The following is a 15,127-nucleotide window of genomic DNA, read 5'->3' as shown; positions in this document are numbered from 1 at the left end:
TATCAGCTGCCGCCACTTGCAACAACCGATTGAGACAACCCCACATTCACTGCGTTCAGGCCAGGGGAGCCGGAGCCGAGTTCGCCCGGCGGCCAGAGCGGACGGCGGCCAGTGCCGCCGCGATGCCCTTGATCCCGGCGGTCATCGGCGCCGCGTCCAGTGCGTACGGCAGCCGGACGAAGCGTTCGAAGGCACCCCCGACGCCGAACCGCGGCCCCGCCGCCAGGTGCACGCCGAACTGCGGGGCCACCGCCGCCAGCGCCGAGCTGACCGGGTCCGGCAGGCGCGCCCACACCGACAGCCCGCCATCGGATCGCCCCACCGTCCAGTCCGGCAGGTGCTCGGCGACCAGTTCCAGCAGCAGCGCCCGGCGTTCCCGCAACGAGGCCAGCCTGCCCGGCAGCACCCGCTCGATCTCCCCGAGCAACTCCGCGCAGGCCAGCTGCTCCACCACCGGCGTCCCGAGATCGGTGCCCGCGCGTGCCTGCGCCAGCCGCTGCACCAATTCCCGGTCGCCGCGCAGCCAGCCGATCCGCAGCCCGCCCCAGAAGGTCTTCGCCGCCGAGCCGATCGAGACCGCGCCGGGGATCGGCGTCGGCGGCGCGGTGTCCAGCGCCAGCTCACCCATCGTCTCGTCGACCACCAGCCTGCCGTCCAGCCGCAGCCGCGCCCGGTCCACTTCGGACATCACCAGCCCGGTCGGGTTGTGGAAGTCCGGGATCAGGAAGGTCATCGCCGCGCCACGGGCCGCCTCGGTCAGCGCGTCGACGTCCCAGCCGTCTTCGGTGAGCGCGACCGGCGTGATCCGGCACCCCGCCGTCCGCAGCACCCGCAACGCGTGCGGATAGCTCGGGTGGTCGGTCACCACCCGGTCGCGCGGGCGCAGCGTGGTACGGACGAGCAGGCTGAACGCGTGCTGGGCGCCGTTGGTGACCAGGATCTGCGCCGGATCGGTGGGCCGCCCGCGATCGGTGTACCGCCGGGCGACGGCTTCGCGCAGTTCGGGCAGGCCCGCCGGGTTGTAGCCGTGGCGCGGCAAGTAGCGGGGGAGCCGGTCCAGCGCCCGCGTGTACGCGCGGTGCAACGCCTCACCCGGCGCGGGTGACGCCGCGTGCGAGAAGTCGATCAGGTCCGGCCCGGCCGCGCCCGGTTCGGCGTGCTTGCCCGGTGGCACGCGCGTCCGGCCGCGCGCTCGGTCGCGAGTGGACAGATAACCCTGTTCGCGCAGGGTGGCGTAGGCGGTGGAAACCGTGGTGCGGCTGATCCCGAGCACGGCGGCCAGGTCCCGCTCGCCGGGCAGGGCGGTGTCCAGCGGCAGGCGGCCGTCCAGGATGAGCAGGCGGACCAGGTCGCTGAGCCGCCGGTGCGCCGGGCCCGGGCCGGCCGCGAAGTCGCCGAGCAGGCCGGCCAGCGCGTGGCTGCTGGTGTGCACCGGGCCAGCGTTGCCGATCTGGCCCTTTCTGACAAGGCCAGTTGCCGAGCAAGATCACCGGTATGAGCACGCAGTCCGTGGCCCGGCGGATGACCGCGGGGGAGCAGCTCCGCGCCGGGAAGAAGCTCCGCCGCCTCCCGCAACTGGTCGCCGGCCTGGTCGGGTACGGCTTCTCCGTCACCCTCCTGGTCGAGTCCGGCCTCGGCGCGTCCAGCTGGAGCGTGCTCGCGGAAGGGGTCTCCGAGCGCACCGGGCTGAGCTTCGGCTGGGCCACCAACCTGATCGCGGTGGCCGTGTTGCTCTTCTGGATCCCGCTCCGGGAACTGCCCGGCCTCGGCACCCTGCTGAACGTGCTGCTGGTCGGCCTGTCGGCGGACCTCGCGGTCTGGCTCCTGCCCGCGCCGGACGGGCTCGGGCCGCGCTTCGGCTTCTTCCTGCTCGGCCTGGTCCTGCTCACCTTCTTCGACGCGGTCTACCTCGGCGCGCGCTTCGGCTCCGGCCCGCGCGACGGGCTGATGACCGGGGCCGTGCGGGTCAGCGGCAAGCCGATCTGGCTGGTGCGCACCGCGATCGAGGTGGTGGTGCTGGCCGTCGGCTGGGCGCTCGGCGGGACCGCGGGCTTCGGCACGCTGGTGGTCGCGCTGGCGATGGGGCCGTTCGTGCAGCAGTTCCTGCGGTTCACCACGGTCCGGCTGCCCGGCGACCACCTTGACAAGGCCGGGAAAGGCGGCTGAAAATACCCGACAATCGACAAGAACCAACAACAGGAAACAGGGGTAGGCCGTGCGGAAGTGCGTTCTCCTGGTGGTCGGCCTGCTGCTCCTGGCCGGGGTCTCGCCCGCGGCGGCGGTTTCGAAGCCACCCACGTACTTCAACAACGCGGCCACGCCCGGCGCCGATCCGTTCGTGCACTTCGACCGCGCGAGCGGGTACTACTACGCCTATTCGACCGAGGGCGCCGATCCCGGTTACCACTTCGGCATCTACCGCTCGCCGGACCTGGCCACCTGGGAGCACCTGCCCGGTGGCGCGCTCGAAGCGGGCAAGGCGGGCACCTGGGCGCACGACTGGTTCTGGGCGCCGGAGCTGTACCACAACGAGAAAACCGGGCTGTACTACTTCTTCTACTCGGGCCGGATGAACCGGAACGTGGCGGAGCACTTCAAGTACGCGGACTTCGAGGAGCCGTCGAAGGTGGGCGTCGCGGTGGCGAACTCACCGGCCGGTCCGTTCCGCGACGTCGCGCCGGGACCGCTGGACTACCACCCGTTCGACCCGGACTACCACGACGTCAACCTGATCATGGACGCCGCGCAGAAGAAACCGCCCGCCACGCGGGAAGAGGGCCAGAGCGCGCCGCTGGGCACGTACATCCCGTTCATCGACCCGAACGTGTTCTTCGACGCGGACGGCCGGATCTACCTCTACTTCTCCCGCAACGCCTACCGGAACTGGGTGTGGGACACCGATCTCGGCAAGTACGTCGAGGAGTCCAACATCTACGCCGTCGAGCTGACCGCCGACTGGTGGCACGACCCGGCGGGCCGGACCAAGCCGTCGATCGCACCGTCCTACCGCGACGCCAACCTCGATCCGGCCGACCCGCCGGGCACCCGCAAGGACGGCTTCACGCCGATCCTGAACTACGGCTCGGACAAGCAGTCGTGGGAGAACGCGCACGTCGACGACTACGCGAAAACCGGCGGGGCGAAGAAGGACCGGCGCTGGGCTGAAGGTTCGACCACCGTGCGGACCACCGACGAGCACGGCAAACCGGTCTACCGCCTGACCTACTCGGCGAACAACTACGAGAACGAGCACTACGGCGTCGGCTACGCGACGGCGGACAGCCCGCTCGGGCCGTGGCGCAAGAGCCCGGCGAACCCGGTGCTGTCGCAGGACCCGGCGCAGGCCGTGTACTCCACCGGGCACGGCAGCATCACCGCGTCCCCGGACGGTACCGAGCAGTTCTACGTGCACCACGGCCGTCCGTCCACAACGGACAACCGGCGCCTGTACAGCTCGCGGATGCGGGTGGCGGGGCCGCTCGCCATCGACCTGACCACCGCCGACCAGCCGCTGCCCGCCGGGGTGGGCCCGCTCGGCCTCCGCGCCGACGAGCGCCTGCTGCGGGTGCGGCCCGGGGTCGCGGGCGGTACCGGCGTGACCGTGCGGAGCGCGCCGGGTGCCGCCTTCGACCTGGCCAACCCGCTGAACCGCTTGCGCGCCAAGCTCATCCCGGCGACCGCGGGCACGGTGGCGGTGCACGGCGGCCGGGTCGAAGTGACCCTGCACCGGCCCGGCGCCGCACTGCTGGAGATCGGCTACCAGCGCCTGCGCGCCGACAACTCCTACGCCGACGTACCCCACGCGTGCACCACCGTGCCGGTGCTCAGCCGATAGCTCAGGCGCAGCTGGCCGGGTCCGTCTTCAGCACCGGGTCGTCCTGGCCCGCACCGGCGAAGTTGTAGGTGTCGACCTCGGTGAGGGCGCCGTTTTCGACGGCGTAGCGGGTGCGCTGGCCCTCGTAGACCAGTTCGCCGCCGTTGCCGGTGTCGATCCTGGTGGCGCCCAGGGTGATCAGGTCGCGGCCGCCCTCGGCGTTCGACGCGCATTCGTAGCCGAGGCGAGCGGCGATCCCGCCGCCTTCGGTGACGTCGAACCGCGTGCCGTCGGGACCGGTGAGCGTGCGCGGGCCGTCCGGGCCCAGCTCGACGAAGGTGCTGAAGTCGGTGTTCGCCCCGCGCGAGAAGGTGACCAGCACTTCGGCGCGGCCGTCGCCGTTGATGTCGGTGACCCGCAGGTCCTGCGGACCGGCCACCGGGTCCGCGGGCAGCACGATCGAGCTGGTGCCGCCGTCGACGACGTTGAACACCAGCTGCTGCCTGGCGGGATCGCCGGTGCCGGCCAGCGCGGCGGTGTCCGCCTTGCCGTCCCCGGTGAAGTCCGCGGTGACCCCGGAGTCGGCGGCCGAAGCCGTTCCGGCCAACGCGGGTACCGCGGCCAGCGCCAGCAGTGCGGCGGCGGTGCTGCGGATCTTGAGGTGCCGGTGCATGAGATTTCCCCCCTATACCTGGTAAGTCTCCTGTGGACTGTCCACTGAAGACTGTTGCGGTGATTGTTTCCCCTGACACTTGGTAGATGCGTGGGAAAGCCACCAGTTGGCCATTTGTGACCCAGGTCACAGTCGGATCACACTAGGCTGACCGCATGGACTTCGAGGAGATCCTGGTCCGGACCGACCGGCTCGACTTCCCCGCGCTGGCCGCCGGGGACGGGCCGGTGGTGGTGTGCTGGCACGGGTTTCCCGACCACCCCGAGACCTGGGGTCCGCTGGCCGAACGGCTGGTCGCCGCGGGCAGGCGGGTGGTCGCGCCGTACCTGCGGGGGTTCCACCCGGACACCGCGGACGAACTGCGCTACGGCGACAGCCTCACCCTCGCCGCCGACGCGGCGGCCGTCGCCAGGGCGCTCGACCCGGACGGCGTGGACATGATCGGGCACGACATCGGCGCGGGCATGGTGGGGCGGGTGGCCGCGGCCTGGCCGGAAACCCTGCGCCGGGGCGTGACGATGGCGGTGCCACCGCCCGCGACGCTGGTCGCCGCGCTGCGCGATCCCGCGCAGCAGCAGCGGTTGTTCTACCTGTGGATGTTCACCGTCGAGGGCGTCGCCGAAACGGTGCTCCAGCTGGACCGGCGGCTGATCGACCACCTGTGGGCCACCTGGTCGCCGGGGCTGACCCCGTCGCCGGAGCACCGGGAGCGCATCCACCGCATGTACGGCGACGAGCGGTACATCGCGAACTCGCTGAAGATCTACCGGGCGAACTTCGACCCCAGCAGGCACGATCCGGCGCTGGTGGACTTCGGGGCGCGCAGCGAGGCCACCGCGGGCAAGCCGCTGCTGGTGATGGCGGGCGCGGACGACGGCTGCATCGCCGTCGAGCACTTCGAGCACGCGAACCGCGGGCTGGCTCCGGGCTCCGACGTGGCGGTGCTCCGCGACGCCGGGCACTTCCTGCACTTGGAGCAACCGGACGAAGTGGCCGAACGGGTCCTGCGCTGGTTCGACGGCGCCTGAAACCGCCGGTGGCCTCAGGCGGGCGGAAGCCCGCCGCTGGCCGCAAGCCCGCCGCTGCCTCAGGCGGGTGGAAGCCCGCCGCTGGCCGCAAGCCCGCCGTCGGCCTCAGGCGGGTGGCGGCCGGAAGCCCGAGCCCACCGTGACCGGGCGTCGCGCCGACCGGAACGGGGCGCGGTCGAGCCGCTGCCTGCCGGCCTTGACGTCGGCGAGTGCCTCGAACAGGGTCGGGTGGGTCGGCAGCACCGTGCTCACGCCGATCGCCTCGATCACCCGGTTCACCACCGGACCCCAGGTCACCATCGCCCAGGACACGTTCTCCTCGGCCGCCGACGAGGCCGTCTCCAGCAGCGTGGCCAGCCCCGCGGCACCGAGAAAGCCCAGGCCCCGCAGGTCGAGCACAAAATCCTCGCGGGCCGCGACGCGCTTGGCCAGGAACCGGCCGAGCGCCGGGGCGCCGAGCCAGTCGGCATCACCGGTCACGCAGCCGATGACCACTCCGCTGCGGTGGACGCGGAGTTCGACGCAGACGTCTCCGGCCGTTGGCAAGGTGTGCTCCCTCGCTTCTGCCCGACGGGGAAAACTGCTCCCAGTCGCCCCATTATGCGCCTGGCGCGCAGGGGCGGCAGGATGACGGGGGCTTAGCTTTCTAGTGCATGCTCCGGCCACTGCCCGCTGAGCACGATCGGCAGGGAGAGCACGAACGTGCTGCCGCCGGGACCGCTCTCCGCCAGCACCAGCTCCCCCTAGTGCGCCCGGGCGATCTCCTGCGAGATGTACAACCCCAGCCCGGTGCCCTTCTGCGTGCTGCCGAGCCGTTCGAACTTGCCGAACAGCCGGTCGCGGTGCTCGGCGGGCACCCCGGGGCCGCGGTCGGTGACCGCGATCTCCACGCGCTCGCCCTCGACCGCGAGGGTGAGCCGGATCGGGCTCCCCGGCGGGCTGAACTTCGCCGCGTTGCCCAGCAGGTTCGCCAGCACCTGCCGGATGCGGAACGGGTCCACCCCGGCCACCACGCCGGCCTCGGCCCGCAGTTCCACCGGGTGGTCGTCGGTCAGGTCGGCCAGTTCACCGAGCACCGTCCTGGCCAGGTCACCGAGGTCGGTGGGCTCCAGCAGCAGTTCCAGGTTGCCCGAGAGCATCCGCCCGGCGTCGGCGAGGTCCTGCACCAGCCGGTCGATCTGCCGCAGGCTGCGCGCCATCGCGCCGAGTAGCTTGTGGACGGTCGCGGACGGCATCCGGTCGCTCTGCTCCCGCAGCAACTGGGTGATGCTGGTGAGCGCGGTGATCGGGTTGCGCAGTTCGTGCGCGCAGGTCACCGCCAGCTCGGTCTGCGGGTCCAGGCCGGAGTGGTCGTCGGTGTCCTGGCTGGGCGGCGGTTCCCGGCGCTCGCGGCCGATCTCGGAGAACAGGTCGGCGAGCAGGTTCGCCAGCAACCGGGTCGAACCGCCCTTCTCCACGTACGCGGTGGCACCGAGGCGCAGCGCCTGCTCGGCCACCTGGTCGCGGCCGTACCCGGAGACCACGATGACCTTGGTGCCCGGTGAGGCGGCGAGGATCAGCGGCAGCGCTTCGAGCCCGTCCATCGCGGGCATGGCCAGGTCCAGCAGCATCGCGTCGGGCTGCCGTTCCGTGGCGATGCGCACTGCCTCGATGCCGTCGGCCACTTCGCCGACGACCGTGATGCCCGGCAACGATTCCAGCAGCGCGCGCAGGGCGAACCGCACCTCGCGGCTGTCGTCGGCGATCACCGCGGTGACCGGGGCGGAGGCGGCGGGACGCGGGTCCGCGGCGGGTTTGGCGGGTGGCGCGAGCGCGGCCGGTTGACGCCGCACGAGGTCGCCGGGCGCGATGCCGGTGCTGTCGTGCAACAGGTTCCGCATGGTTTCCCGCGCGGTGTCGAGGGTGCGCCGCAGCGTGCGCACCGCCCGCTCGGATTCACCGGAGTCCAGTGCGTAGAGCGCCGCCGACAGGCCCTGGATGACGTTGTCGTTGATCTCCAGCGCCTGCTGGCGGCGGCGGTGCTCGTCCTGCAGTTGCCGCCGGGCCCGTTCGGCTTCCTTGCGGCGGGTCAGATCGCGGACCACCGCCACCGCGACCGTGCCGCCGAACGCGGCTTCGGCCTCGGACAACGGCCGCAGCGTGACCTCGGCCGGGAACTCGGCACCGTTCTGGCGCCTGCCGACCACCTCGGCGCCCTGGACCGCCCGGTCGGTGTCCAGTTCCGGCAGGGCCCGCTTGATGTGCTCGCCGGTGAGTTCGCCGAACAGGTCAGCGGCGCGGTCGTTGGCCAGCGTGACGAGCCCGGCTGCGTCGAAGCCGAGGATGGCGTCGGTGCCGGATTCGAGCAGGAGCCGGGTTTCCGCGGCGGCGGTCCTGGCGGCGGTGATGTCCTGCGCGGTGCCGACCATCTTCCGCACCACGCCGGACTTGTCCACCACCAGGCTGGCGCGGCGGTTGAGCCAGCGGATGGTGCCGTCCGGCCACACCACCCGGTGCGCGATCTCGGTGTCGAGGTGGTCGCGCAACGCCTGTTCGTTGGTGGTGGTGACGAGTTCGCGGTCGTCGGGGTGCACGTAGGCGAGAAAGGTCTGGTAGGTCAGCTCGCGCGAGCGGGGGACCAGGCCGTAGAGGCGGAACATCTGGTCGCTCCAGGTCACCGCGTCGGTGGCCACGTCGCGTTCCCAGCTGCCCACCCGGCCCACGCGCTCGGCCTCGGTGAACATCGCCGTCCGCTCGGTGACCCTGGCCTCCAGTTCGGCACCGGCCTGTTCGCTGATCGCGGTGGCCACCCGCTGCTCGGCGGCCGCGGCGGCGAGCAGCAGCCCGGTCAGCACCAGCGCGCCGTTGAACGACTGGAGCAGCACCATCCGGTTCACCAGGGCCTGCCCGGCGAACGGCCCGGCCCCGAGTGCGGCGGCGATGGTGGTGCCGGTGGTGGCGATGACCAGGCAGGGGGCGACCACGGCGAGGCCGAGGCGCCAGGCGCACCAGATCACCACCGGGAAGATGATGAACAGCCAGGGCACCTGACCGGCGGCCACCGCGGCCGCGAGCGCGAGCGTGCCGGTGGTCAGCGCGGCGGCCTGGACCCAGTGCGCGGTGGTGATCTCCGGCCAGCGCACGCGGGGCGCGGTGAAGAGCACGAGTGCGGCGGGGGCGAAGACCAGCAGGCCGGTGGCGTCGCCCGCCCACCACACCGACCAGGCGGTGAGGGCCTCCTCGCGCGGGATCGCCCCGGCGGCGGTCAGCGTGCCGACGCCGACGGTGGCGCTGATCGCCATCCCGGCCACCGCGCCGAACAGGACGAGCGACATCACGTCGCGCAGCCGGGTCAGTTCCGTCCGGAACCCCGCGTGGCGCAACAACAGCACGGCCACCGAAGGGGCGGCGGCCGCGCCCGCGGCGATGCCGAGCACGGCGAGCGGGGAGGGGCCGAGCGGGGCGTTGGCGGCCAGCGACCCGAGCAGCGCCCCAGGCCACAGGCGGACGCCGAAGCGGAGCATGGCCGCCACCGCCAGCCCGGTCGACGGCCACAGCGGGGCGACCTGGCCGCGCACCAGCGCGAACTCCAGGCCGAGCCGCGCGCCGAGGTAGTAGCAAACAGCGAGCGCGAGCACGGCGGCGGCCCATCGCGCTGATCGGGAACCCATCACCCTCGACGCTAAGCCCCCCGTTCCCCCGGGACTAGAGTCCAAAGACCCACCCCGATCCGGTGCCCGCGCCGCCCGCCGCTCTGCGGCCCCCCTCCGCCCCGATGCTGTGAATGTGGCTTTCACTGCCGATTCCGCAGTGAAAGCCACATTCACAACACCCGATCACCCACCGACCCCCGCATGCGGCCGCGCGAGGTCGCGCCGGTCAACGGGGGACGTGCGACGGGCCGTCCAGCGGCACGGCGTGCCTCGCCCGTCGACCGGATCCCAAGCGACCTCGCCGCGACGCCGGAGGCGTCACCAACAATATGGTCTAGACCACCCGAAAGTAGGTACTGTGGGCGCCCGAGCTGCGGTTATCGTCGGGTGACGGCCGTGTTCTCTGCTGTGGCAACGACGCTTCGAGATAGGGAGCTGGGTATGTTCGGTCGTAGATCCCGCGCGCTCTTGGTCGCTTCGGCGGCCCTGCTGACGCTGCTGACCCCGGCGGCGGCCGCGGAAAGCACCCAAGCCGCCGAGACCTGTGCGGTGAAGTCCAAACCGGCGGGCAAGGTGCTCCAGGGTTACTGGGAGAACTGGGACGGCGCCTCGAACGGCGTCCACCCGCCGCTCGGCTGGATCCCGATCACCGACTCCCGCATCGCGGCGCACGGGTACAACGTCATCAACGCCGCCTTCCCGGTCATCCTCTCCGACGGCACCGTGCTGTGGCAGGACGGCATGGACTCCACGGTGAAGGTGGCCACCCCGGCCGAGATGTGCGCGGCGAAGGCGGCCGGCGCCACCATCCTGATGTCCATCGGCGGCGCGACCGCGGGCATCGACCTGAACTCGAGCGCGGTGGCCGACCGGTTCGTCGCCACCATCGTGCCGATCCTGAAGAAGTACAACTTCGACGGCATCGACATCGACATCGAGACCGGTCTGGTCGGCAGCGGCAACATCGGCACGCCGTCGGCGTCGCAGGCGAACCTGATCCGGATCATCGACGGCGTGCTCGCGCAGATGCCGTCGAACTTCGGGCTGACCATGGCACCGGAGACCGCCTACGTCACCGGCGGCAGCGTGGTCTACGGCTCGATCTGGGGTGCCTACCTGCCGATCATCAAGAAGTATGCGGACAACGGCAGGCTGTGGTGGCTGAACATGCAGTACTACAACGGCAGCATGTACGGCTGCGCCGGTGACTCGTACCAGGCCGGCACCGTGCAGGGCTTCACCGCGCAGACCAACTGCCTCAACCAGGGCCTGGTGATCCAGGGCACCACGATCCGGGTGCCGTTCGACAAGCAGGTGCCCGGCCTGCCCGCGCAACCGGGCGCCGGCGGCGGGTACATGTCGACCGGGCTGGTGGCGCAGGCGTGGAACGCCTACTCCGGCGGCCTCAAGGGCCTGATGACCTGGTCGATCAACTGGGACGGCTCGCGCAACTGGACCTTCGGCAACAACGTCAAGTCCCTCCAGGGCCGCTGACGCCCGTCCCCGTGCAGTGAATGTGGCTTTCACAGCGCCAGGCGCTGTGAAAGCCACATTCACTGCGTTCGGGGGTGGCCTCGGTCACCCAGGGGCTTGAAAGATACATTCCTGTTGGTATGTAATTGCGGCGGCAACGGAAGGAGGCCGCCGTGGCGAACAGGGTGTACGTCGCCGGTGTGGGCATGACCAAGTTCGAGAAGCCGGGCCGTCGGCCGGACTGGGACTACCCGCGAATGGCGAAGGAGTCCGGGACCAGGGCGCTGGCGGACGCCGGGATCGAATACCAGCAGGTCGAGCAGGCCTACGTCGGCTACGTCTACGGCGAGTCGACCTCCGGGCAGCGCGCGGTCTACGAACTGGGCCTGACCGGCATCCCGATCGTCAACGTCAACAACAACTGCTCCACCGGCTCGACCGCGCTGTACCTGGCCGCGCAGGCGGTCAAGAGCGGGCAGGCCGACTGCGTGCTGGCGCTGGGCTTCGAAAAGATGCAGCCCGGTTCGCTCGGGTCCACTTTCGACGATCGCGAGCAGCCGCTGGGCAACCACCTCCAGGCGCTGGCCGAGATCTCCGAGGTGCTCTTCCCGCCCGCGCCGTGGATGTTCGGCGCCGCCGGGCGCGAGCACATGAAGCAGTACGGCACCACCGCCGAGCACTTCGCGAAGATCGGGCACAAGAACCACAAGCACTCGGTGCACAACCCGTACTCGCAGTTCCAGGACGAGTACACACTGGACGACATCCTCGGCTCGCGGATGATCTACGACCCGCTGACCAAGCTGCAGTGCTCGCCCACTTCGGACGGTTCCGGCGCCGCGGTGCTGGTCAGCGAATCCTTTGTGGAAGAACGGGGCCTGGCCGGGCAGGCGGTGGAGATCGTCGGACAGGCGATGACCACCGACTTCGCGTCCACTTTCGACGGCAGCGCGAAGAACATCGTCGGTCACGACATGAACGTGCGGGCCGCGCGGAAGGTCTACGAGCAGTCCGGCCTCGGCCCGGCCGACTTCCAGGTGATCGAGCTGCACGACTGCTTCTCCGCCAACGAGCTGCTGCTCTACGAAGCCCTCGGCCTCTGCGCCGACGGGGAAGCCGGGCAGCTCGTCGACGACGGCGCGACCACCTACGGCGGCAAGTGGGTGGTGAACCCGTCCGGCGGGTTGATCTCGAAAGGACACCCGCTCGGCGCCACCGGGCTGGCGCAGTGCGCCGAACTGACCTGGCAACTGCGCGGCACCGCGGAGAAGCGGCAGGTCGACGGGGTCACCGCCGCGCTGCAGCACAACATCGGCCTCGGCGGTGCCGCCGTGGTCACCGCCTACCAGCGCGCCGAGCGCTGAGACAACGGAGGATGCACATGGGCAAGGTCAACGCGTCGGTGGAACTGCCCGCACCGCAGGAGAAGGTGTGGGCCGAGTTCTCCAACCCGAACAACTTCGAGAAGTGGCTGACCATCCACACCAAGTGGAAGGGCGAGGTGCCCGCCGAGTTCAGCGCCGGCGCGCAGGCCACCGAGGTGGTCACCATGCTCGGCATGGCGAACGCGATCGCCTGGACCGTCGGCGAGTTCGACGCGCCGAACCGGCTGGTCATCTCCGGCACCGGGATGGCCGGGGTGAAGGTCACCTTCGAACTCCGGGTGGAGCCGGCCGGGGAGCGGTCCACCGCCACCATCGACGCCGAGTTCAGCGGGCAGATGATCGTCGGCGCGCTGGGCAAGGCGGTGGAGAAGGACGCCAGGAAGAACCTGGAGAAGTCGCTGGAGAACTTCGCCGCGCTGGTCGCCTGATGGACGACGAGCTGAAGTTCGACCCGGGCCGGCTGGGCGAGTGGACGGACGAGATCCGCTTCGACGTGACCGCCGAACGGATCGCGGAGTACGCGGCCGCCACCAACGACCCGATCCCGGCGCACCGGAACGGCGAACTCGCCAGCCCGGTGTTCGCGATCGTGCCGGTGTTCCAGTCGCTGCTGGAACCGGCGCTCGAAGTGGTACCGCTGCCGCTGATCGGCCGGGTGCTGCACGGCGAGCAGGATTTCCGCTTCCACCGGCCGATCCGGCCCGGCGACCGGCTGGTGGCCAGGGCCAGGATGCTCGGCTACCGCGGCAGGCCGAAGGGCACAGCGGCGAACGTCCACCTGGAAACCCGCACCGCGGACGGCGATCCGGTCAACGACCAGTACGTGACCTTCGTGGTGCGCGGGTTCGACGCTGGTGCGCAAGTGGGTGAACTGGCGCCGGGGCACCGGTTCGACGAAGCGCTGCGGGAGCAGCCGCCGGTGGCCGAGATCACCCAGCACCTCGACGAGGACCAGACGTTCCGGTACGGCCCGGCCGCGGGCGACCCGATGCCGATCCACCTCGACGAGGAAATCGCGAAGGAGGCCGGGCTGCCCGGCATCATCGCGCACGGCCTGTGCAGCATGGCCTTCACCTCGTGGGGGGCGCTGACCGAACTGGCCGGCGGCGACGTGACGAGGTTGCGGCGGCTGGCGGTTCGCTTCGCCAAGCCGGTTTTTCCCGGCCAGGACCTGCACACGCGGTTCTGGCGCACGGGATCCGGCGGCTACGCCTACGAAACGACCGCGGGGGCGCAGGTGGTGCTCACCGACGGCCTCGCCGAGATCACCGACTGAAGGAGAACAGCGGCATGGGAGCACTGGACGGACGGGTCGCGGTGATCACCGGCGCCGGGCGCGGCATCGGGCGCGAGCACGCGCTGCTGTTCGCCGCCGAGGGCGGCGCGGTGGTGGTCAACGATCTGGGCGGGGCCAACGACGGCAGCGGCTCGGACGCCGGACCGGCGCAGGAGGTGGTGGCGGAGATCACCGCCGCGGGCGGGAAAGCGGTCGCCAGCACGGCCGATGTGGCCACCTGGGACGGTGCCGCGGCGCTGGTGGACCAGGCGGTCGCCGAGTTCGGGAAGCTCGACGTCGTGGTCAACAACGCGGGCATCCTGCGCGACGCCTTCCTGGCCGGGCTGGGCGAAGCGCAGTGGGACGCGGTGATCGCGGTGCACCTCAAGGGGCACGCGGCGGTGCTGCACCACGCGGCGGCGTACTGGAAGGCGCGGTCGAAGGCCGGGGAACCCGTTGCGGCCGCGGTGATCAACACGGCCTCGGCCTCGGGAACCACGCTGCCGAACGCGGGTCAGGCGAACTACGGCGCGGCCAAGGCGGGGATCGCCGCGCTCACGCTCGTGGCCGCGGCGGAGTTGGAACGCTACGGCGTGCGGGTGAACGCGATCGCCCCGATCGCGCGTACGCGGCTCACCCTGGCTACTCCGGGCATGGGCGCGATTTTCGCGCAGGAGGTCGAAGCGGGCGAGTTCGACGCCTTCGCCCCGGCCAACATCGCGCCACTGGTGGCCTACCTGGCGAGCGACCGGTGCCCGCACACCGGCCAGGTCTTCGCCGTGCAGGGCGGATCCATCCAGTTGCTGCGCGGCTGGTCGGTCGCCGAGACCACGGAAACCGAGGACCCGTGGACGATCGACGACATCGCCTCGCGGCTCGCCGGGTGGTCGCTCACATAGCGGAAACCGCATACCACTCAGTGAGCGGTGTGCCACCCCTCGCCGGGTTCGTACGCTGGAACGGCTCGTTCGGCGACGAGGAAGGTGGGTTCCGCTATGGGTGGATGCAACTGCTGCAGCTCGTGCACCGGCCCCGGCTGCGGCTGCTGCGGAAGCTGCAGTTGACCGGCCGGTCAACGCTATGAGTGGGGCATTACTAGCATTCAACGCAAGTAATGCCCCACTCATAGCGTTCGCTCAGAGGCGTTCCTGCAGGGCTTCCGCGGCGGCCAGCAGGTCCGCCGCCCAGCGCGCGCCCGGCTTGCGCCCGATGCGCTCGATCGGCCCGGACACCGAGACCGCGGCGACCACGGTGCCGGCGGAATCCCGCACCGGCGCCGAGACGCTCGCCACACCCGGCTCCCGTTCGGCCACGCTTTGCGCCCAGCCGCGCCGCCGCACCTCCAGCAGCGTGCGCTCGCCGTAGACCGCGTCGGTCAGGATCGCGCGCTGCGTGTGCGGATCCGACCACGCGGCGAGCACCTTCGCGCCGGAACCGGCGGTCATCGGCAACCGTGACCCGATCGGCACGGTGTCGCGCAGGCCACTCGGCGGCTCCGCGGTCGACACGCAGACCCGCTGCACCCCGTCCCGGCGGTAGAGCTGCACGCTCTCGCCGGTGATGTCCCGCAGCTTCGGCAGCACCGAGCCCGCCGCGTCGAGCAGCGGATCCGTTGTGCCACCGGCGAGTTCGGCCAGAGCCGTGCCCGGCCGCCAGCGCCCGTCCGGCCCGCGCCGGAGCAGTCTGTGCACCTCCAGCCCGACCGCCAGCCGGTGCGCGGTGGCGCGCGGAAGGCCGGTCCGGCTGCAGAGTTCGGCGAGTCCACAGGGATCTTCGGCGACCGCCTGCAGCACGGCCACCGCCTTGTCCAGGACTCCGATACCGCTATGCTGTCCCACAGCGCGAT

General features: G+C 71.2%; 13 protein-coding genes. 8 read left to right on the top strand and 5 right to left on the bottom strand.

The annotated features are described in order from the left end of the window. Positions 1-55 precede the first annotated feature (55 nt). Positions 56-1,432 (bottom strand): PLP-dependent aminotransferase family protein, encoded by a 1,377-nt coding sequence (locus tag JYK18_RS01775; RefSeq protein WP_307795750.1) that lies wholly within the window; start codon positions 1,430-1,432, stop codon positions 56-58. Positions 1,433-1,494: 62 nt separating this feature from the next. On the opposite strand from JYK18_RS01775, the gene JYK18_RS01770 reads away from it, so the two are divergent. Both JYK18_RS01770 and JYK18_RS01765 read left to right on the top strand, forming a co-directional pair. After that, on the top strand, positions 1,495-2,166 hold the full coding sequence (locus JYK18_RS01770; protein ID WP_242578905.1) for a YitT family protein: 672 nt from the start codon (positions 1,495-1,497) through the stop codon (positions 2,164-2,166). Between the two features lie 49 nt (positions 2,167-2,215). After that, positions 2,216-3,835: a family 43 glycosylhydrolase gene (locus tag JYK18_RS01765; RefSeq protein ID WP_206799791.1), complete on the top strand. Its 1,620-nt coding sequence runs from the start codon at positions 2,216-2,218 to the stop codon at positions 3,833-3,835. A gap of 1 nt (position 3,836) precedes the next feature. Here JYK18_RS01765 and JYK18_RS01760 read toward each other — a convergent pair whose 3' ends face one another. Then, positions 3,837-4,487, bottom strand: a complete 651-nt coding sequence (locus JYK18_RS01760) for a VCBS repeat-containing protein (RefSeq protein ID WP_206799782.1) — start codon at positions 4,485-4,487, stop codon at positions 3,837-3,839. Positions 4,488-4,642: 155 nt separating this feature from the next. Between JYK18_RS01760 and JYK18_RS01755 the strand changes: the two genes are divergently transcribed. Further along, a complete protein-coding gene (locus JYK18_RS01755; protein WP_206799780.1) occupies positions 4,643-5,515 on the top strand; it encodes an alpha/beta fold hydrolase in 873 nt (290 codons plus the stop codon). A gap of 105 nt (positions 5,516-5,620) precedes the next feature. Here JYK18_RS01755 and JYK18_RS01750 read toward each other — a convergent pair whose 3' ends face one another. Both JYK18_RS01750 and JYK18_RS01745 read right to left on the bottom strand, forming a co-directional pair. Then, positions 5,621-6,061, bottom strand: coding sequence for an STAS domain-containing protein (locus tag JYK18_RS01750; RefSeq protein WP_206799778.1), 441 nt, complete (start codon positions 6,059-6,061; stop codon positions 5,621-5,623). A gap of 197 nt (positions 6,062-6,258) precedes the next feature. Next, the gene (locus JYK18_RS01745) at positions 6,259-9,165 is read right to left on the bottom strand and encodes an MASE1 domain-containing protein (protein ID WP_206799776.1); all 2,907 of its coding nucleotides are present in this window, start codon (positions 9,163-9,165) and stop codon (positions 6,259-6,261) included. 423 nt (positions 9,166-9,588) lie between these two features. Between JYK18_RS01745 and JYK18_RS01740 the strand changes: the two genes are divergently transcribed. The 5 genes from JYK18_RS01740 (at position 9,589) to JYK18_RS01720 (ending at position 14,180) form a co-directional block, all read left to right on the top strand. After that, positions 9,589-10,641 (top strand): chitinase, encoded by a 1,053-nt coding sequence (locus JYK18_RS01740; protein WP_206799765.1) that lies wholly within the window; start codon positions 9,589-9,591, stop codon positions 10,639-10,641. Positions 10,642-10,793: 152 nt separating this feature from the next. Next, the gene (locus JYK18_RS01735) at positions 10,794-11,984 is read left to right on the top strand and encodes a lipid-transfer protein (protein WP_206799763.1); all 1,191 of its coding nucleotides are present in this window, start codon (positions 10,794-10,796) and stop codon (positions 11,982-11,984) included. A gap of 17 nt (positions 11,985-12,001) precedes the next feature. Continuing rightward, positions 12,002-12,433, top strand: a complete 432-nt coding sequence (locus tag JYK18_RS01730) for an SRPBCC family protein (RefSeq protein WP_206799754.1) — start codon at positions 12,002-12,004, stop codon at positions 12,431-12,433. Then, positions 12,433-13,281: a MaoC/PaaZ C-terminal domain-containing protein gene (locus JYK18_RS01725; protein WP_206799752.1), complete on the top strand. Its 849-nt coding sequence runs from the start codon at positions 12,433-12,435 to the stop codon at positions 13,279-13,281. Before JYK18_RS01730 ends, JYK18_RS01725 begins: the two co-directional genes overlap by 1 nt. 14 nt (positions 13,282-13,295) lie before the next feature. Next, entirely contained in the window at positions 13,296-14,180 is an 885-nt protein-coding gene (locus JYK18_RS01720; protein WP_206799750.1) for an SDR family oxidoreductase, read from the top strand. A gap of 237 nt (positions 14,181-14,417) precedes the next feature. Here JYK18_RS01720 and JYK18_RS01715 read toward each other — a convergent pair whose 3' ends face one another. Continuing rightward, entirely contained in the window at positions 14,418-15,119 is a 702-nt protein-coding gene (locus tag JYK18_RS01715) for an IclR family transcriptional regulator (RefSeq protein ID WP_206799740.1), read from the bottom strand. Positions 15,120-15,127: the final 8 nt, after the last annotated feature.

Origin of the sequence: Amycolatopsis sp. 195334CR (assembly GCF_017309385.1) — a bacterium.
GTDB lineage: Bacteria > Actinomycetota > Actinomycetes > Mycobacteriales > Pseudonocardiaceae > Amycolatopsis.
Note: the sequence above shows the minus strand (reverse complement) of the source record. Positions and strands in the feature narration are given on the sequence as shown.

Excerpts from the sequence above, each read along its gene's own strand:
- JYK18_RS01755 (WP_206799780.1), top strand. The coding sequence starts at position 4,643 with ATGGACTTCGAGGAGATCCTGGTCCGGACCGACCGGCTCGACTTCCCC.
- JYK18_RS01725 (WP_206799752.1), top strand. The coding sequence starts at position 12,433 with ATGGACGACGAGCTGAAGTTCGACCCGGGCCGGCTGGGCGAGTGGACG.
- JYK18_RS01740 (WP_206799765.1), top strand. The coding sequence starts at position 9,589 with ATGTTCGGTCGTAGATCCCGCGCGCTCTTGGTCGCTTCGGCGGCCCTG.
- JYK18_RS01720 (WP_206799750.1), top strand. The coding sequence starts at position 13,296 with ATGGGAGCACTGGACGGACGGGTCGCGGTGATCACCGGCGCCGGGCGC.
- JYK18_RS01730 (WP_206799754.1), top strand. The coding sequence starts at position 12,002 with ATGGGCAAGGTCAACGCGTCGGTGGAACTGCCCGCACCGCAGGAGAAG.
- JYK18_RS01760 (WP_206799782.1), bottom strand. The coding sequence starts at position 4,487 with ATGCACCGGCACCTCAAGATCCGCAGCACCGCCGCCGCACTGCTGGCG.
- JYK18_RS01745 (WP_206799776.1), bottom strand. The coding sequence starts at position 9,165 with ATGGGTTCCCGATCAGCGCGATGGGCCGCCGCCGTGCTCGCGCTCGCT.
- JYK18_RS01770 (WP_242578905.1), top strand. The coding sequence starts at position 1,495 with ATGAGCACGCAGTCCGTGGCCCGGCGGATGACCGCGGGGGAGCAGCTC.